The following is an 18,327-nucleotide window of genomic DNA, read 5'->3' as shown; positions in this document are numbered from 1 at the left end:
GCCGGGAACCGGCCGGGCCGGCCCGCGACGCGCTGCGCCGGCTGGCGGGAGTGGTGCGGCCCGCGGGCGGCACGGGCGCGGCCCCCGCACCCGCCTCCGCCACCGACACCGTCGGCGACACCCACCTGCTGGCCTACGCCCTCGGCTCCGGCGAGGGCTTCGTGCTCGGTGTGGCCACCACCCAGCGCGAACCCGGCGACCACACCGTCGCCTCCGTCGCCTCCGTGCTCCTGTCCCTGCTCACCGGCGAGCACCAGAGCGGCGCCGGTGCGGCCCGCTCGTCCGCGCTCGTACGGCTGCTGCTCGGCGCCGCGCCGGAGGCGGTCGCGCCGCTGCTGGAGCCCGGCGGCGGGCGGTGGGTCGTGGTGCACGCCCGGCCGGAGACACAGCTCCCGGACGCGGTGGCGGCCTCGGCGCTCGGCGCGGCCCTCGGCTCGCCCCTGGTCGACCTCGCCGGGGACGTCGTACGGGTGCTGGTGCCCGCCGGGCGGGAGCCGGCCTCGCAGCCGGGCTGGGCCCTCGGTGTCAGCGCGGCCGTCGAGCCCCGGGAGTGGCCGGCCGCCGACCTCCAGGCCGCCCGCGCGCTGGCCCGGGCCCGCGCCACCCGCGGCCCGCTGGTGCGGCACGACGTCCGATCGGGCCTCGCCGACCTGGTGTCCCGGCCGGACGCGGAGGCGCACGCGCGTGCGCTGCTCGCCCCGCTCGCCGGCCGGCCCGAACTCGCCGTGACACTGCGGGCCTGGCTCTCGCTGCACGGGAGTTGGGACCGTACGGCGGTGGCGCTGGGCGTGCACCGCAACACGGTGCGGCAGCGGATCGCCCGCTGCGCCGCCCTGTTGGCGGCGGACCTGGACGACGCGGACCTGCGGATGGAGCTGTGGTTCGCGCTGCGGCACGGTGCGTGACCCGCGTCCCAGGGTGCGGTATGCCGAAGACGCGCGGGGCCCGCTGCCCCACAATGGGAGGCATGCCGATATCCGGGACACCCAGCCGCGCCCAGCTCGTCGACCACCTGGTGAGGACCCGTATCGCGGGGGACGTCGCCACGCCCCGTGAGAACAACCTCTCCCACTACCGTCAGCTCGCCAACGGTGTCCGCAACTTCTGGCTCGGCCTGGAGCTGGGCGACCGCTGGCGGGACGAGCAGGACGTGCTCGCGGTCATGGCCGAGCGGGTCGGCGTCAACGACGATCCCGAGTACAGGTACGGGCAGGACACCATCGACCCCGAGCTGACGGTGGACGCGCTGGAGCGCCTCGCGCGGCGGCTGCGCAAGGCGGCCGACGGGCGGCAGCGGGTGCTGTTCGCCACCGGCCACCCCGGCGGCCTGCTGGACGTGCACCGGGCCACGGCCGCGGCGTTGCGGGCCGCCGGCTGCGAGATCGTCGTCATCCCGGACGGGCTGCAGACGGACGAGGGTTATGTGATGCAGTTCGCGGACGTGGCCGTCCTGGAGCACGGCGCGACGCTGTGGCACACGCATTCCGGTGAGCCGATGCGGGCCATCCTGACGGGACTTGAGCGCGAGGGGCGCCCGCTGCCCGACCTGGTGGTCGCCGACCACGGCTGGGCGGGGTACGCCGGGCAGCACGGGGTCGACTCGGTCGGGTACGCCGACTGCAACGACCCGGCGCTGTTCCTCGCCGAGTCCGAGGGCACCCTCCAGGTGGCGGTGCCGCTCGACGACCATGTCATCAGCCCGCGTCACTACGACCCGATGACGGCGTATCTGCTGGCGGAGGCCGGGCTGTCCTGACGCCCGGCACCATGCCCCGCACCACGCCCGGCACCGGGCCGGAACATGGCTGACGGGTGCGGTCCCGGCCCGGGACCGCACCCTCACCTCAGCCGAGGACGGTTCTAGTAACCTCCGTGTCCTCCACCGCCGTTGCCGCCATGGCCGCCGTAGCCGCCATTGCCGTAACCGCCGTGGTCGCCGTTGCCGTAACCACCGTGGTCGCCGTTGCCGTAACCGCCGTGGTCGCCGCGACCGCCGTAGCCGTCGTCGTCGTCGTCCCACCAGCCGTTGTCGTGGCCCCAGCCGTTGTCGTGGCCCCGGTCGTTGTCCCCATAGTCCCTGCTGTGGCTGTAGCCGCCGTGGTCGCCGTGGTCCGACGCCGAGGCAGTGCCCGCCGCCCCGATCGCGGCTCCGCCGGCCAGCAGGAGTCCGACTGCGGACGTCGCGACAAGACGCCTCGTGCGTGTTGCTCGCATGGGAGTACCTTCCATCGTCTCTCGTGGCCCCTGAGGGGTCGTCACGAGGCGGATGGCCGTCGCCGCACGGGAACGAGAAGGGTGCGGCGCGGTCTGTTGGATGTCACCGCTGGCTCATGAGCGGCATCTCCGCCGGCCGACGCCTGCGCTCCCTGCCGGAGGGTGTCGCGGCTGAGGTCAGAGCTGTGCCGGACCTCGTCGGCCGCCTGTGCCGTGCACTTGCGGCTTACACCCAGAGAGCCTAGTACCCCACCCGTCACTCGTCATCTCGGGCGACTAATCGCGTCACATTCATCGCGGGACGCGTACCACGCCCTCCTGGATCACCGTGATGGCGAGCCGTCCGTCCTGGGTGTGGATACGGGCCTGGCCCAGGCCCCGGCCGCCGTGCGCCGACGGCGACTCCTGGTCGTACAGCAGCCACTCGTCGGCGCGGAACGGCCGGTGGAACCACATGGCGTGGTCCAGGGAGGCGCCGACCACGTCGCCCACCGCCCAGCCGCCGCGCCCGTGCGCGAGCAGCACGGAGTCGAGCAGGGTCATGTCGGAGACGTAGGTGGCGAGGACCACGTGGAGCAGGGGGTCGTCGTCGAGCTTGCCGTTGGTGCGGAACCACACCTGGGAGTGCGGCTCGCGCGGCTCGCCGAACCTGCCGTACGGCGGCTCGTCCGCGTAGCGCAGGTCGATCGCCTCGCGGGCCTCCAGGAAGCGCTCCACCACCTGGGGCTCCAGGTGGCCGTAGCCGCGCAGCCGCTCCTGGGAGGTGGGCAGGCCGGCCGGGTCGGGCGCGGCCGGCATGGGGGCCTGGTGGTCGAGGCCCTCCTCGTACGTCTGGAAGGACGCCGAGAGGTGGAAGATCGGCTTGCCGTGCTGGACGGCGACCACGCGGCGGGTGGTGAAGGACCGGCCGTCGCGGATGCGGTCGACGGTGTAGACGATCGGCGCGCCCGGGTCGCCGGGGCGCAGGAAGTACGCGTGCAGCGAGTGGGCGGGCCGGTCGGCGGGGACCGTGCGGCCTGCGGCGACCAGCGCCTGCGCCGCGACCTGCCCGCCGAACACGCGCGGGACGACGGCGGCGCGGGACCGGCCGCGGAAGATGTTCTCCTCGATCTGCTCCAGGTCGAGCAGATCGAGGAGACTCCGAAGTGCCTGGCTCATGGCTCTCAGTTGTACCGGCCAGTCGTCACGGGGTCCTTACAGACCCATGTCCTTGGCGATGATCGTCTTCATGATCTCGCTGGTGCCGCCGTAGATGCGGTTGACGCGGTTGTCCGCGTACAGGCGGGCGATCGGGTACTCGTTCATGTACCCGTAGCCGCCGTGCAGCTGGAGGCAGCGGTCGATCACGCGGTGGGCGACCTCGGTGCAGAAAAGCTTGGCGGAGGCGGCCTCGGCGGGGGTGAGCTCACCGGCGTCCAGCGCCTCGGTCGCGCGGTCGGCGACGGCCTCGGCCGCGTCCACCTCGGCCTGGCAGGCGGCCAGCTCGAACTTGGTGTTCTGGAAGTGGGCGACCGGCTTGCCGAAGACGGTGCGCTCCTGGACGTACTGCTTGGCGAACCGGACGGCGGCCTTGGCCTGGGCGTAGGCGCCGAAGGCGATGCCCCAGCGCTCGGAGGCCAGGTTGTGGCCGAGGTAGTAGAAGCCCTTGTTCTCCTCGCCCAGCAGGTCCTCGACCGGGACCTTGACGTCGACGAACGCCAGCTCGGCGGTGTCGGAGGTCTTCAGGCCGAGCTTGTCCAGCTTGCGGCCGACGGAGTAGCCCTCGGACTTGGTGTCGACGGCGAAGAGGGAGATGCCGTGGCGGCGGTCCTCGGCGGTCGGCGCGGCGGTGCGGGCGCAGACGATGACCTTGTCGGCGTGCACACCGCCGGTGATGAAGGTCTTGGCGCCGTTGAGGACGTAGTGGGTGCCGTCCTCGGAGAGCTTCGCGGTGGACTTCATGCCCGCGAGGTCGGAACCGGTGCCCGGCTCCGTCATCGCGATGGCCCACATCTCCTCGCCGGTGACGAACTTCGGCAGGAAGCGCTTCTTCTGCTCGTCGGTGGCGAGCATCTTGATGTACGGCAGGGCGAGCAGCACGTGCACGCCGGAGCCGCCGAACTGGACGCCCGCGCGGGCGGTCTCCTCGTAGAGGACGGCCTCGAACTTGTGGCTCTCCATGCCCGCGCCACCGAACTCCTCGGGGACGTTGATGCCGAAGATGCCCAGCTCGCCGAGCTTGTAGTAGAAGTCGCGCGGGGCCTGGCCGGCCGCGAACCACTCGTCGTAGACGGGCACGACCTCGGCCTCGATGAAGGCGCGGAGGGTCTCCCGGAACGCCTCGTGATCCTCGTTGAACACCGTACGGCGCACGCCGCCCACCTCCAGGTACCTGTCTAAGCGCTTGCTCACTCTCGAAGATACCGGCCAGTACGCACAGGCGTCCAGGGTGAGGTGCGCCACCCGTCCGGGTCAGCCCTCCGCGGTGCCCGCCGCGGCGAAGGCGCCCCGGGCCATCCGGTGCAGCAGCGCAGCCATGGCCCCGCGGCCGGGCAGGGTGCCGGCGCGGCCGAGGTGCGGGGTCGAGTTCAGCAGGCCGAAGACGGAGTGGACGGCGGAGCGGGCCGACGGCTCGGTGAGGGCCGGGTAGACCTCCCGGACCACCTCGACCCACAGCTCCACGTACTGCCGCTGGAGCTGGCGCACCAGCTTGCGGTCGCTGTCGCGCAGCCGGTCCAGCTCACGGTCGTGCAGGGTGATCAGGGGGCGGTCGTCCAGGGCGAAGTCGATGTGGCCCTCGATGAGCGAGTCCAGCACCGCCGGGGCGCCCGAGCGCCCGTCGGCCTCCGCCAGGCGCCGCTTGGCCCCGGTCAGCAGCTGGCCGCTGATGCCGACCAGCAGCTCGGCGAGCATCGCGTCCTTGCCCGGGAAGTGCCGGTACAGACCGGGACCGCTGATGCCGACCGCCGCGCCTATCTCGTCCACGCCGACGCCGTGGAAACCACGCTCGGCGAAGAGGCGGGCGGCCTCCTTGAGGATCTGCTCGCGGCGGGTGGGGGCGTCGGCTCTGGTGACCATGCCTGCAATTCTAGACAGCGAGGTTAGCGGTCGTTAACCTGAAGGAAATGGTTAACGCTCATTAACAGTACGACCACTGGGTGAGGGGACCGCAGGATGCAGGAGGCACCGGAGCTGACGAGCGCGGCAGATCCCGCGTCGGAGGCCTGGCGAGCCAATGAACAGGCTCACCTCGCCCTCGTCGGCGAGCTGCGCGCCAAGCTGGGCGCGGCCGCCGAGGGCGGCGGGGAGAAGGCGCGGGCGCGGCACACCGCGCGCGGGAAGCTGCTGCCGAGGGACAGGGTGGACACCCTGCTCGACCCCGGCTCACCGTTCCTTGAGCTGGCCCCCCTCGCCGCCGACGGGATGTACGACGGGCAGGCACCGGCCGCCGGCGTGATCGCCGGGATCGGGCGGGTCAGCGGGCGCGAGTGCGTGATCGTCGCCAACGACGCCACCGTCAAGGGCGGCACCTACTACCCGATGACCGTGAAGAAGCACCTGCGCGCCCAGGAGGTGGCCCTGGACAACCGGCTGCCGTGCGTCTACCTGGTCGACTCCGGCGGGGCGTTCCTGCCGATGCAGGACGAGGTGTTCCCGGACCGCGAGCACTTCGGGCGGATCTTCTACAACCAGGCGCGGATGTCCGGCGCCGGGATCCCGCAGATCGCGGCCGTCCTCGGCTCGTGCACGGCCGGCGGCGCGTACGTGCCGGCCATGAGCGACGAGGCCGTGATCGTGCGCAACCAGGGGACGATCTTCCTCGGCGGCCCGCCGCTGGTGAAGGCGGCCACCGGTGAGGTCGTCACGGCCGAGGAGCTGGGCGGCGGCGAGGTGCACTCCCGGGTCTCCGGTGTCACCGACCACCTCGCCGAGGACGACGCGCACGCCCTGCGGATCGTGCGCGACATCGTCGCCACGCTCCCCGCCCGGCAGCCGCTGCCCTGGGAGGTCACGCCGGTCGTCGAGCCGAAGGTGGACCCGTACGGGATCTACGGCGCCGTCCCCGTGGACTCGCGCACCCCCTACGACGTGCGCGAGATCATCGCGCGCGTGGTCGACGGCTCCCGGTTCGCCGAGTTCAAGAGCGAGTACGGGCAGACCCTGATCACGGGCTTCGCCCGGATCCACGGGCACCCGGTCGGGATCGTCGCCAACAACGGCATCCTCTTCTCGGAGTCCGCGCAGAAGGGCGCCCACTTCATCGAGCTGTGCGACCAGCGCGGCATCCCGCTGGTGTTCCTGCAGAACATCTCCGGCTTCATGGTCGGCAAGGACTACGAGGCGGGCGGCATCGCCAAGCACGGCGCCAAGATGGTCACGGCGGTGGCCTGCACCCGGGTGCCGAAGCTGACGGTGGTGGTCGGCGGCTCGTACGGGGCCGGCAACTACTCGATGTGCGGCCGGGCCTACTCCCCCCGCTTCCTGTGGATGTGGCCCAACGCCAAGATCTCCGTGATGGGCGGCGAGCAGGCCGCCTCCGTGCTCGCCACGGTCAAGCGGGACCAGCTCGAGGCACGCGGCGAGGACTGGGCGGCCGAGGACGAGGAGTCCTTCAAGGCGCCGATCCGCGCGCAGTACGAGCACCAGGGCAACGCCTACTACGCCACCGCCCGCCTCTGGGACGACGGCGTCATCGACCCGCTGGAGACCCGTCAGGTGCTGGGACTCGCCCTGACGGCCTGTGCCAACGCGCCCCTGGGAGACCCCCAGTTCGGCGTCTTCCGGATGTGAGGAGGGGAATCGTGTTCGACACAGTGCTGGTGGCCAACCGGGGCGAGATCGCCGTACGGGTCATCCGTACGCTCCGCTCGCTGGGCGTGCGCTCGGTGGCGGTCTTCTCCGACGCCGACGCCGACGCGCGGCACGTCAGGGAGGCCGACACGGCGGTACGGATCGGGCCCGCGCCCGCGTCCGAGAGCTATCTGTCGGTGGAGCGGCTGCTGGAGGCCGCCGCTCGCAGCGGCGCCCAGGCCGTCCACCCGGGGTACGGCTTCCTCGCCGAGAACGCGGGCTTCGCCCGCGCGTGCGAGGAGGCGGGGCTGGTGTTCATCGGCCCCTCGGCGGACGCGATCGCGCTGATGGGCGACAAGATCCGCGCCAAGGAGACGGTGAAGGCGGCCGGCGTCCCGGTCGTGCCGGGGTCGAGCGGCAGCGGGCTCACGGACGCCGAACTGGCCTCCGCCGCCCGCGAGATCGGCGTGCCGGTGCTGCTCAAGCCGTCCGCCGGCGGCGGTGGCAAGGGCATGCGGCTGGTGCGGGACGTGACCGCGCTGGAGGAGGAGATCGCGGCCGCCCGCCGCGAGGCCCGCGCCTCCTTCGGGGACGACACCCTGCTGGTGGAACGGTGGGTCGACCGCCCCCGGCACATCGAGATCCAGGTGCTGGCGGACGGCCACGGCAACGTGGTCCACCTCGGCGAGCGCGAGTGCTCCCTGCAACGGCGGCACCAGAAGATCATCGAGGAGGCGCCCAGCGTGCTCCTCGACGAGGCGACCCGGGCCGCGATGGGCGAGGCCGCCGTGCAGGCGGCGCGCTCCTGCGGGTACCGGGGCGCGGGCACGGTGGAGTTCATCGTGCCGGGCGGCGACCCGTCGTCGTACTACTTCATGGAGATGAACACCCGCCTCCAGGTGGAGCACCCGGTCACCGAGCTGATCACGGGCCTGGACCTGGTGGAGTGGCAGCTGCGGGTGGCGGCCGGGGAGCCGTTGGGCTTCGGGCAGCAGGACGTGACACTGACCGGCCACGCGGTCGAGGCCCGGATCTGCGCCGAGGACCCCGCGCGCGGCTTCCTGCCCTCCGGTGGCACGGTGCTGCTGCTCGACGAGCCGCAGGGCGACGGCGTCCGCACCGACTCCGGCCTCAGCGAGGGCACCGAGGTGGGCAGCCTGTACGACCCGATGCTGTCCAAGGTCATCGCCTACGGCCCCGACCGCGCGACGGCGCTGCGCAGGCTCCGCTCCGCCCTGGCGGGGACGGTCACCCTGGGGGTGCAGACCAACGCCGGGTTCCTGCGGCGGCTGCTGGCGCACCCGGCGGTGGTGGCGGGCGAGCTGGACACCGGTCTGGTGGAGCGCGTGGTGGACGAGCTGGTCCCCACCGAGGTGCCGGAGGAGGTGTACGAGGCGGCGGCGGCCGTGCGCCAGGAGGCGCTGCGGCCTCGGGGCGAGGGCTGGACCGACCCCTTCTCGGTCCCGAGCGGCTGGCGCCTCGGCGGCACCCCGAAGGCGGCCGCCTTCGACCTGCGGGTGACCGAGCCGGTCAGGTACACCCCGCGCGGCGCGCACAGCGTCGCGGGCGACCGGGTGTCCGTCACCCTCGACGGCGTCCGCCACTCCTTCCGCCGGGCCGGTGACTGGCTGGGCCGGGACGGCGACTCCTGGCAGGTGCGGGACCACGACCCGGTGGCGGCTTCCCTGTCCGGGGCCGCGCACGCGGGCGCCGACTCGCTCACCGCGCCCATGCCGGGCACGGTGACCGTGGTGAAGGTGGCCGTGGGCGACGAGGTCACGGCGGGTCAGAGCCTGCTGGTGGTCGAGGCGATGAAGATGGAGCACGTCATCTCCGCCCCGCACGCCGGCACCGTCGCGGAACTGGACGTCACCCCGGGTTCGACGGTCGCCATGGACCAGGTCCTCGCCGTCATCGCACCCAAGGAGGAGGCGGAGTGAGCGCCGACGCCCTGCCCATGGTCGTACCCGCCCAGGACCTGCCCGCACGGGTACGGATCCACGAGGTCGGCGCCCGCGACGGACTGCAGAACGAGAAGACGGCCGTGCCCACGGCGGTGAAGGCGGAGTTCATCCGCCGCCTGGCCGACGCGGGCCTGACCACGATCGAGGCGACGAGCTTCGTCCACCCCAAGTGGGTGCCCCAGCTCGCCGACGCCGAGGAGCTGTTCCCGCTCGTCGGCGGCCTCGACGCCGACCTCCCGGTGCTGGTGCCCAACCAGCGCGGCCTGGAGCGGGCCCTCGCCCTCGGCGCGCGCCGCATCGCGGTGTTCGCCAGTGCCACGGAGTCCTTCGCCAAGGCCAACCTCAACCGCACCGTGGACGAGTCGCTGGCCGTGTTCGAGCCGGTGGTGCGGCAGGCGAAGGACGCGGGCGCGCACGTCCGCGGCTATGTCTCGATGTGCTTCGGCGACCCCTGGGAGGGAGCGGTCCCGCTCCACCAGGTGGCCCGCGTCTGCACGGCCCTGCGGGACATGGGCTGCGACGAGCTGAGTCTCGGCGACACGATCGGGGTCGCCACCCCGGGGCATGTCCTGGAGCTGCTCTCCCTGCTCAACGAGGAGGGCGTGCCGACGAACACCCTCGGCGTGCACTTCCACGACACGTACGGCCAGGCGCTCGCGAACACCTACGCGGCCCTGGAACACGGTGTGACGACGATCGACGCGTCCGCCGGGGGCCTCGGCGGCTGCCCGTACGCCAAGTCCGCCACCGGCAACCTCGCCACCGAGGACCTCGTCTGGATGCTGCACGGCCTCGGCATCGAGACCGGGGTCGACCTCGGCCGTCTGACCGCCACCAGCGTGTGGATGGCCGAACAGCTGGGCCGCCCGAGCCCGTCCCGTACCGTCCGCGCTCTCTCCCACAAGGACCAGTGATCAGCATGGACCACCGCCTCAGCCCCGAGCTGGAGGAACTCCGCCGTACGGTCGAGGAGTTCGCGCACGACGTCGTGGCGCCGAAGATCGGCGACTTCTACGAGCGGCACGAGTTCCCGTACGAGATCGTCCGCGAGATGGGCCGCATGGGCCTGTTCGGGCTGCCGTTCCCGGAGGAGTACGGCGGCATGGGCGGCGACTACCTGGCCCTCGGCATCGCCCTGGAGGAACTGGCCCGGGTCGACTCGTCGGTCGCCATCACCCTGGAGGCGGGCGTCTCCCTGGGTGCCATGCCGATCCACCTGTTCGGCACCGAGGAGCAGAAGCGGGAGTGGCTCCCCCGGCTGTGCGCCGGCGAGATCCTCGGCGCCTTCGGTCTGACCGAGCCGGACGGCGGCAGCGACGCGGGCGCCACCCGGACCACGGCCCGCCTCGACCCGGAGACGGACGAGTGGGTGATCAACGGCTCGAAGTGCTTCATCACCAACTCAGGTACGGACATCACCGGTCTGGTGACGGTCACGGCGGTCACCGGCCGCAAGCCGGACGGCAGGCCGCAGATCTCGGCGATCATCGTCCCGTCGGGCACCCCCGGCTTCACGGTGGCCGCGCCGTACTCGAAGGTCGGCTGGAACGCCTCCGACACCCGTGAACTGTCCTTCCAGGACGTCCGGGTGCCCGCCGCGAACCTGCTGGGCACGGAGGGCCGGGGCTACGCCCAGTTCCTGCGCATCCTCGACGAGGGCCGCATCGCCATCGCGGCGCTCGGCACCGGACTGGCCCAGGGCTGTGTGGACGAGTCGGTGAAGTACGCCAAGGAGCGGCACGCCTTCGGCCGGCCGATCGGCGCCAACCAGGCCATCCAGTTCAAGATCGCGGACATGGAGATGAAGGCGCACACGGCCCGGCTGGCCTGGCGGGACGCCGCCTACCGGCTGGTGGCCGGTGAGCCCTTCAAGAAGGAGGCGGCCATGGCCAAGCTGTACTCCTCCACGGTCGCCGTCGACAACGCCCGTGACGCCACGCAGGTCCACGGCGGCTACGGCTTCATGAACGAGTACCCGGTGGCCCGCATGTGGCGCGACTCCAAGATCCTGGAGATCGGCGAGGGCACCAGCGAGGTCCAGCGCATGCTGATCGCGCGGGAGTTGGGCCTGGCCGGCTAACGGACACCGGCCCGCGAGAGGCCAACTCGGGGCGCGTCAGGGCGGGTCCGGTCGGAGACGGCCGGGCCCGTCGGCGTGTCCGGGTGCGGCGCGCGGCGGCCGGGGGCCGCCCCCTGGACATCTAGTGAGGTTAGGCTAACCTACCTTCGAACTTGTCCGGCGGGCGCCGCGCCCCGGTCGAAAGCAGTCATACCCATGTCCCATGCCCGTGCCACCCACCTCACTCGCCGCGGTCTGCTCGCCGCGGGCGGCGCCCTCGGACTCGGTGCCGCGCTCGCCGCCTGCGGGGACGACAAGGGGAAGGACAGCGACTCCGGGAAGGCTGCCACCGGCGGCAAGTCCGGCTCCTGGAGCTTCAAGGACGACCGCGGCACGACCGTGAAGCTGGACAAGGCCCCCGCGAACATCGTCGCCTTCACCGGCGTCGCCGCCGCGCTCCACGACTACGGCATCCAGGTCAAGGGTGTCTTCGGGCCCACGAAGACCAGCGACGGCAAGCCCGACGTCCAGGCCGGCGACATGGACATCAGCAAGGTGACCGTCCTCGGCAACACCTGGGGCCAGTTCAGCATCGAGAAGTACGCGGCCCTCGCGCCCGACGTGCTCGTCTCGACGATGTTCGACGACGCCGGCACCCTCTGGTACGTCCCCGACGAGTCGAAGAAGAAGATCGCCCAGCTGGCCCCCAGCGTCGGCATCTCGGTCTACGACCGCCAGCTCACCCAGCCGCTGCAGCGCCTGTGGGACCTCGCCGAGGCGCTCGGCGCGGACATGAAGGCCGCGAAGGTCACCGCCGCCAGGAAGCGCTTCGAGGAGGCGGCCGCCCGGCTGCGCGCCGCCGCCAAGGCCAAGCCCGGCCTCAAGGTGATGGCCGGTTCCGCGAGCGACCAGCTCTTCTACGTCTCCGGCACCAACCTCTCCATCGACCTGGAGTACTTCAAGGCCCTGGGCGTGAACTTCGTCGAGCCCCCGGAGAGCGCCAAGAAGCGGGGCGGCGGCTGGTACGAGTCGCTGAGCTGGGAGAACGTCGACAAGTACCGGGCCGACATCATCATGATGGACGACCGCACCTCGGCCATCCAGCCCGCCGACGTCACCAAGCCCACCTGGAAGAAGCTGCCCGCGGTGAAGGCCAGCCAGGTCATCGCGCGCTCACCCGAGCCGATCCTGTCCTACGACAAGTGCGTGCCGCTGCTCACCGGTCTGGCCGAGGCCCTGGAGAAGGCCAAGAAGGTCGCCTGAGCCCGCCGGGCCCGATCCCCCTCCACCCCCAGGAGCACCCATGACGACGGCCGTGGCCGCCCCGTTCCGTTTCTTCTCCCTCCAGGTCGTACGGACGAGGCGGCTCGGCCCGTCCCTGGTCCGGGTCACCTTCGCCGGTGCCGACCTGCACGCCTTCCACTCCGACGGACGCGACCAGTCCCTGTCGCTGTTCCTGCCGCACCCGGGCCAGCGCGAGCCCGCCGTGCCGCTGGAGCTGGGCGAGGGCTGGTGGCAGGGCTGGCGCGAACTCCCGGACGACGTACGAGCCGTGATGCGCTCGTACACCCTGCGCGCGCTGCGCAGGAACCCCGACGAGATCGACATCGACTTCGCGCTGCACGGCGTCGAGCCGGACGCCCCGGTACCCGCGGGCCCCGCCTCCCGCTGGGCGTCCCGGGCCGCGGCGGGCGACCGCGTCCTGCTGCTGGGCCCGGCGGTCGCCGACAACCGCGCCATCCGCTTCCGGCCGCCCGCGGACACCGATCTGGTCGTGCTCTGGGGCGACGAGACCGCCGTACCGGCCGCGACCGGCGTCCTGGAGACCCTGCCCGCGGGCACCCGCGTCCGCGCCTGGCTGGAGGTGCCGCACGCCGGCGACATCCAGGACGTGCGCACCGAGGCCGACGCGGAGATCACCTGGCTCGTACGGCACGACGGGTCCCCCACGGCCGTCGACACCGTGCGGGAGGCGCGGCTGCCCGACGCCGGGCGGCCGTACGTCTGGCTGGCGGGCGAGTCCGGCCGGGTGAAGGCGCTGCGCCGGCACTTCACCGCCGAGCGCGGGATCGACCGGCGGCGCGTCACCTTCGTCGGGTACTGGCGCCAGGGCATGACGGAGGAACAGCTCCGCGCGGCGGAGTAACTCCCCTTCGCGTGAACCCGGTCACGGCACAGCCATATCTCCGGACATCAAACTTAGGTTAGGCTAACCTAAGTTCACTGCCTCGCACGGACAGTCCCCACGGAGGACCCCCACATGCGCTCGCACCTGCTCAATGGCCTCACCGCGGAGCACTACCGCCGCTCCGTGACCGAAGGAGTCGAGCGGGTGGCGGCCAAACTCGCCACCACCGGCCGTCCGTTCACCGGCGTCACCGTCGACGCCCTCACCCCCCGGATCGACGCGGTCGACCTGGACCGGCCACTGGGCGACACCGCGGCGGTCCTGGACGAACTGGAGGACCTCTACCTCCGGGACGCGGTCTACTTCCACCACCCCCGCTACCTCGCCCACCTCAACTGCCCGGTGGTCATCCCCGCGGTGCTCGGCGAGGCCGTGCTCTCCGCGGTCAACTCCTCCCTCGACACCTGGGACCAGTCGGCCGGCGGCACCCTCATCGAGCGCCGGCTCGTCGACTGGACCGCCGAGCGCATCGGCCTCGGACCCGCCGCCGACGGGGTGTTCACCTCCGGCGGCACCCAGTCCAACCTCCAGGCGCTGCTGCTGGCCCGGGAGGAGGCCAAGACCGAGGACCTCGGCAGACTGCGGATCTTCGCCTCCGAGGTGAGCCACTTCAGCGTGAAGAAGTCCGCGAAACTGCTCGGCCTCGGCCCGGACGCGGTCGTCTCCGTGCCCGTCGACCAGGACAAGCGGATGCGGACCCTCGCGCTCGCCCACGAGCTGGAGCGCTGCGAACGGGACGGCCTGGTCCCCATGGCCGTCGTCGCCACCGCCGGCACCACCGACTTCGGCTCCATCGACCCGCTCCCGGAGATCGCCGAACTCTGCGCCCGGCACGGCGTGTGGATGCACGTGGACGCCGCCTACGGCTGCGGACTGCTCGCCTCGCTGAGGCACCGCGACCGCATCGACGGCATCGAGCACGCCGACTCGGTCACCGTCGACTACCACAAGTCCTTCTTCCAGCCCGTGAGTTCCTCGGCCGTGCTGGTCCGCGACGCGGCCACGCTGCGCCACGTCACCTACCACGCGGAGTACCTGAACCCGCGCCGCATGGTGGAGGAGCGCATCCCCAACCAGGTCGACAAGTCCCTGCAGACCACCCGCCGTTTCGACGCCCTCAAGCTGTGGATGACGCTGCGGGTGATGGGCGCCGACGGCATCGGCGAACTCTTCGACCAGGTGTGCGAGCTGGCCCGGCAGGGCTGGGAGCGGCTCGCCGCCGACCCCCGCTACGACGTCGTCGTGGAGCCCTCGCTCTCCACCCTCGTCTTCCGCTGGGTCCCCGCCGCGGTCACCGACCCGGCCGAGATCGACCGCGCCAACCTGTACGCCCGCAAGGCCCTGTTCGCCTCCGGCGACGCCGTGGTCGCGGGCACCAAGGTCGGCGGCCGCCACTACCTGAAGTTCACCCTGCTCAACCCCGAGACCACGACGGCCGACATCGCCGCCGTCCTCGACCTCATCGCCGGCCACGCCGAGCAGTACCTGGGAGAGTCCCTTGACCGCGCGTCCTGAAGCCCCTTACAAGACCTACGACTTCGTGGGGATCGGGCTCGGCCCCTTCAACCTCGGGCTCGCCTGCCTCACCGAGCCGATCGCCGAACTCGACGGTGTCTTCCTGGACTCCAAGCCCGACTTCGAGTGGCACGCGGGCATGTTCCTGGACGGCGCCCACCTGCAGACCCCGTTCATGTCGGACCTGGTCACCCTCGCGGACCCGACCTCTCCGTACTCCTTCCTCAACTACCTGAAGGAGAAGGGCAGGCTCTACCCGTTCTACATCCGCGAGAACTTCTACCCGCTGCGCGTCGAGTACGACGACTACTGCCGCTGGGCGGCGAACAGACTCGGCAGCGTCCGCTTCGGCACCACGGTCACCGAGGTCCACCACGAGGACGGCCTGTACGCCGTGCGCACCGAGACCGGCGAGACGTTCCGCGCCCGGCACCTGGTCCTCGGCACCGGGACGGTCCCTTTCGTGCCCCCGGCCTGCCGCGGCCTCGGCGGCGACCTCATCCACACCTCGCAGTACATGCACCGCAAGGCGGAGCTGCGGGCGAAGAGGTCCATCACCGTCGTCGGCAGCGGGCAGAGCGCGGCGGAGATCTACCACGAGCTGCTGTCCGAGATCGACGTCCACGGCTACGAGCTGAACTGGGTCACCCGGTCCCCGCGCTTCTTCCCGCTCGAGTACACCAAGCTGACCCTGGAGATGACCTCCCCGGACTACATCGACTACTTCCGCGCCCTGCCCGAGGAGACCCGCTACCGGCTGGAGGGACAGCAGAAGGGCCTGTTCAAGGGCATCAACTCGGACCTGATCGACTCGATCTTCGATCTGCTCTACCAGAAGGGCGTCGAGAGCGGCGACCGCCCGGTGCCCACCCGTCTGCTCACCAACTCCACGCTCACGAAGGCCTCTTACGAGGACGGCGCGTACACCCTCGGCTTTCACCAGGACGAGCAGGACAAGGACTACGAGATCCGCACCGAGGGCCTGGTGCTGGCCACCGGCTACCGGTACGAGCCGCCCGCGTTCCTGGCCCCGATCCGCGACCGGCTCCGCTTCGACGGCCACGGCCGCTTCGACGTCGCCCGCAACTACGCGATCGACGTGACGGGCCGGGGTGTCTTCCTCCAGAACGCCGGCGTGCACACCCACAGCATCACCAGCCCCGACCTCGGCATGGGCGCCTACCGGAACTCGTACATCATCCGTGAGCTGCTCGGCACGGAGTACTACCCGGTCGAGAAGACCATCGCCTTCCAGGAGTTCGCCGTATGACCAGCACCGCCACGACCTTCACGTTCCGCCCGCTCGACCCCCTGAGGGACGCCGAGCTGCTGCACGGCTGGGTCACGCACCCCAAGGCGGCGTTCTGGATGATGCAGGACGCGCGTCTCCAGGACGTCGAGCGCGCCTACATGGACATCGCCGCCGACCCGTACCACCACGCCCTGCTCGGGCTGTGCGACGGCGAGCCGGCCTTCCTGATGGAGCGCTACGACCCCGCCCAGCGGGAGCTGGCCGGACTGTACGAGCCGGAGCCGGGTGACGTCGGGATGCACTTCCTGGTCCCGCCCACCGACACGCCCGTCCGCGGGTTCACCCGGGCCGTCATCACGGCCGTGATGGCCCACCTCTTCGCCGACCCGGAGACGCGCCGGGTCGTGGTGGAGCCGGACGTGCGCAACAAGGCCGTGCACGCGCTGAACGAGGCCGTCGGGTTCGTGCCCGAGCGGGAGATCCAGAAGCCGGAGAAGCGGGCCCTGCTGAGCTTCTGCACGCGGGAGCGGTTCGAGCGGGCGGTGGCCGCATGAGCCTCGCCGACTCCGTGGCCCACCTGTCCCCCGAGCGCTGGGCCACCGCCAACCGGCTGCTGGTGCGCAAGGCGCTGGCCGAGTTCGCCCACGAGCGCCTGGTCACCCCCGAGCGGGACGGCGACCGGTACGTCGTCCGCAGCGACGACGGGCTCACCGCCTACCGGTTCACGGCCGTACGGCGCGGCCTCGACCACTGGGACATCGACGCCGGCTCCGTCACCCGGCGGCGCGAGGGCACCGAACTCCCCCTCGACGCACTGGACTTCTGCATCGAGCTGCGCCGGACGCTGGGGCTGAGCGACGAGATCCTACCGGTCTACCTGGAGGAGATCTCCTCCACCCTGTCCGGCACCTGCTACAAGCTCACCAAGCCGAAGGTGACCTCCGCCGAGCTCGCGGGCAGCGGCTTCCAGGCGATCGAGACCGGGATGACCGAGGGCCACCCCTGCTTCGTCGCCAACAACGGACGGCTCGGCTTCGGCGTCCACGAGTACCTGTCCTACGCGCCCGAGACCGCGAGCCCGGTCCGGCTGGTGTGGCTGGCCGCGCACCGCTCGCGGGCCGCGTTCACCGCGGGCGTCGGCATCGAGTACGAGTCCTTCCTGCGCGAGGAGCTGGGCGAGGCGGCCCTCGGCCGGTTCCGCGCCACCCTCACCGGGCAGGGCCTGGACCCCGCCGACTACCTGTTCATCCCGGTCCACCCCTGGCAGTGGTGGAACAAGCTCAGCGTGACCTTCGCCGCCGAGGTGGCCCGCCGGCACCTGGTCTGCCTGGGCGAGGGCGACGACGAGTACCTGGCGCAGCAGTCGATACGGACCTTCTTCAACACCTCCGCCCCGCACCGGCACTACGTGAAGACGGCGCTGTCCGTCCTCAACATGGGCTTCACGCGCGGACTGTCCGCCGCCTACATGGAGGCCACCCCGGCGATCAACGACTGGCTCGCCCGGCTCGTCGAGAACGACCCGGTGCTCAAGGCGACCGGTCTGTCGGTCATCCGGGAGCGGGCCGCGGTCGGCTACCGGCACCTGGAGTACGAGAAGGCCACCGACCGCTACTCGCCCTACCGCAAGATGCTGGCCGCGCTGTGGCGGGAGAGCCCGGTGCCGTCGCTGGGCGAGGGCGAGTCCCTGGCGACCATGGCGTCCCTGCTGCACGTGGACCACGAGGGCGCCTCCTTCGCGGGCGCGCTGATCGAGCGGTCGCGCCTCGCGCCCGCCGAGTGGCTGCGGCGGTACCTGCGGGCGTACTACACCCCGCTGCTGCACAGCTTCTACGCCTACGACCTGGCCTACATGCCGCACGGCGAGAACGTGATCCTGGTGCTGGCGGACGGGGAGGTGCGGCGGGCGATCTACAAGGACATCGCCGAGGAGATCGTCGTCATGGACCCGAACGCGGTGCTGCCGCCGGAGGTCGGGCGGATCAGGGCCGAGGTCCCGGAGGACCAGAAGCTGCTGTCGGTCTTCACGGACGTCTTCGACTGCTTCTTCCGTTTCCTCGCGGCGAACCTCGCCGCCGAGGGGATCCTGACCGAGGACGGCTTCTGGCGGACGGTCGCGGAGGTCACCCGGGAGTACCAGGAGTCGGTGCCCGAACTCGCCGACCGGTTCCGGCGGTACGACATCTTCGCCCCGCGGTTCGCGCTGTCCTGCCTGAACCGGCTGCAGCTGCGCGACAACCGGCAGATGGTGGACCTCGCGGACCCGTCCGGCGCGCTCCAGCTCGTCGGGGAGCTGGACAACCCCATCGCCGGGTTCTGACGGGCCGGCGGGCACCCCGCGGTACGGTCCCGCGGGGTGCCCGCC

Annotated in this window: 16 protein-coding genes; 12 read left to right on the top strand and 4 right to left on the bottom strand. The window is 71.6% G+C overall.

All coding sequences use genetic code 11. The annotated features are described in order from the left end of the window. Together PV343_RS21385 and PV343_RS21380 are read left to right on the top strand one after the other, a co-directional pair. Positions 1 to 905 (top strand): helix-turn-helix domain-containing protein (locus PV343_RS21385; protein ID WP_319148562.1); only part of this gene is annotated, 905 nt, incomplete at its 5' end. A gap of 62 nt (positions 906 to 967) precedes the next feature. After that, positions 968 to 1,756 carry a phosphatase gene (locus PV343_RS21380; RefSeq protein ID WP_319148561.1) on the top strand — a complete coding sequence of 263 codons (789 nt, stop codon included), beginning with the start codon at positions 968 to 970 and terminating at the stop codon, positions 1,754 to 1,756. Positions 1,757 to 1,860: 104 nt separating this feature from the next. Here the strand turns inward: PV343_RS21380 and PV343_RS21375 are convergent, their stop codons facing one another. From PV343_RS21375 to PV343_RS21360, 4 genes are all read right to left on the bottom strand, one after another. Next, positions 1,861 to 2,214, bottom strand: a complete 354-nt coding sequence (locus PV343_RS21375) for a hypothetical protein (protein WP_319148560.1) — start codon at positions 2,212 to 2,214, stop codon at positions 1,861 to 1,863. Positions 2,215 to 2,505: 291 nt separating this feature from the next. After that, entirely contained in the window at positions 2,506 to 3,372 is an 867-nt protein-coding gene (locus tag PV343_RS21370; protein ID WP_319148559.1) for an acyl-CoA thioesterase II, read from the bottom strand. A gap of 36 nt (positions 3,373 to 3,408) precedes the next feature. Beyond that, positions 3,409 to 4,566, bottom strand: coding sequence for an acyl-CoA dehydrogenase family protein (locus PV343_RS21365; protein ID WP_020940216.1), 1,158 nt, complete (start codon positions 4,564 to 4,566; stop codon positions 3,409 to 3,411). Positions 4,567 to 4,665: 99 nt separating this feature from the next. Beyond that, entirely contained in the window at positions 4,666 to 5,271 is a 606-nt protein-coding gene (locus PV343_RS21360) for a TetR/AcrR family transcriptional regulator (RefSeq protein WP_319148558.1), read from the bottom strand. 96 nt (positions 5,272 to 5,367) lie between these two features. Here PV343_RS21360 and PV343_RS21355 point away from each other — a divergent pair, with 96 nt between their 5' ends. The 10 genes from PV343_RS21355 (at position 5,368) to PV343_RS21310 (ending at position 18,282) form a co-directional block, all read left to right on the top strand. Further along, complete coding sequence (locus PV343_RS21355; RefSeq protein WP_319148557.1) at positions 5,368 to 6,984, top strand: carboxyl transferase domain-containing protein; 1,617 nt, start codon at positions 5,368 to 5,370, stop codon at positions 6,982 to 6,984. 11 nt (positions 6,985 to 6,995) lie between these two features. Continuing rightward, positions 6,996 to 8,924, top strand: a complete 1,929-nt coding sequence (locus PV343_RS21350; RefSeq protein WP_319148556.1) for an acetyl/propionyl/methylcrotonyl-CoA carboxylase subunit alpha — start codon at positions 6,996 to 6,998, stop codon at positions 8,922 to 8,924. Positions 8,925 to 8,941: 17 nt separating this feature from the next. Then, the gene (locus PV343_RS21345; RefSeq protein WP_415923504.1) at positions 8,942 to 9,862 is read left to right on the top strand and encodes a hydroxymethylglutaryl-CoA lyase; all 921 of its coding nucleotides are present in this window, start codon (positions 8,942 to 8,944) and stop codon (positions 9,860 to 9,862) included. Between the two features lie 5 nt (positions 9,863 to 9,867). Next, complete coding sequence (locus PV343_RS21340) at positions 9,868 to 11,028, top strand: acyl-CoA dehydrogenase family protein (RefSeq protein WP_319148554.1); 1,161 nt, start codon at positions 9,868 to 9,870, stop codon at positions 11,026 to 11,028. A 195-nt stretch (positions 11,029 to 11,223) separates the two neighbouring features. Next, positions 11,224 to 12,270 (top strand): ABC transporter substrate-binding protein, encoded by a 1,047-nt coding sequence (locus PV343_RS21335; protein WP_319148553.1) that lies wholly within the window; start codon positions 11,224 to 11,226, stop codon positions 12,268 to 12,270. Between the two features lie 40 nt (positions 12,271 to 12,310). Further along, a complete protein-coding gene (locus PV343_RS21330; protein ID WP_319148552.1) occupies positions 12,311 to 13,153 on the top strand; it encodes a siderophore-interacting protein in 843 nt (280 codons plus the stop codon). A gap of 114 nt (positions 13,154 to 13,267) precedes the next feature. After that, positions 13,268 to 14,710 (top strand): lysine decarboxylase DesA, encoded by a 1,443-nt coding sequence (gene desA, locus PV343_RS21325; RefSeq protein ID WP_319148551.1) that lies wholly within the window; start codon positions 13,268 to 13,270, stop codon positions 14,708 to 14,710. Continuing rightward, positions 14,694 to 15,980, top strand: coding sequence for a lysine N(6)-hydroxylase/L-ornithine N(5)-oxygenase family protein (locus PV343_RS21320; protein WP_319148550.1), 1,287 nt, complete (start codon positions 14,694 to 14,696; stop codon positions 15,978 to 15,980). The genes desA and PV343_RS21320 overlap by 17 nt, the downstream gene beginning before the upstream one ends. After that, positions 15,977 to 16,516: a GNAT family N-acetyltransferase gene (locus PV343_RS21315; RefSeq protein WP_319148549.1), complete on the top strand. Its 540-nt coding sequence runs from the start codon at positions 15,977 to 15,979 to the stop codon at positions 16,514 to 16,516. Before PV343_RS21320 ends, PV343_RS21315 begins: the two co-directional genes overlap by 4 nt. Then, positions 16,513 to 18,282, top strand: coding sequence for an IucA/IucC family siderophore biosynthesis protein (locus tag PV343_RS21310; RefSeq protein ID WP_319148548.1), 1,770 nt, complete (start codon positions 16,513 to 16,515; stop codon positions 18,280 to 18,282). The genes PV343_RS21315 and PV343_RS21310 overlap by 4 nt, the downstream gene beginning before the upstream one ends. Positions 18,283 to 18,327: the final 45 nt, after the last annotated feature.

This window comes from Streptomyces sp. WI03-4A (assembly GCF_033792105.1).
Lineage (GTDB): Bacteria > Actinomycetota > Actinomycetes > Streptomycetales > Streptomycetaceae > Streptomyces > Streptomyces collinus_A.
This window is presented reverse-complemented; position numbering and strand designations above follow the sequence as displayed.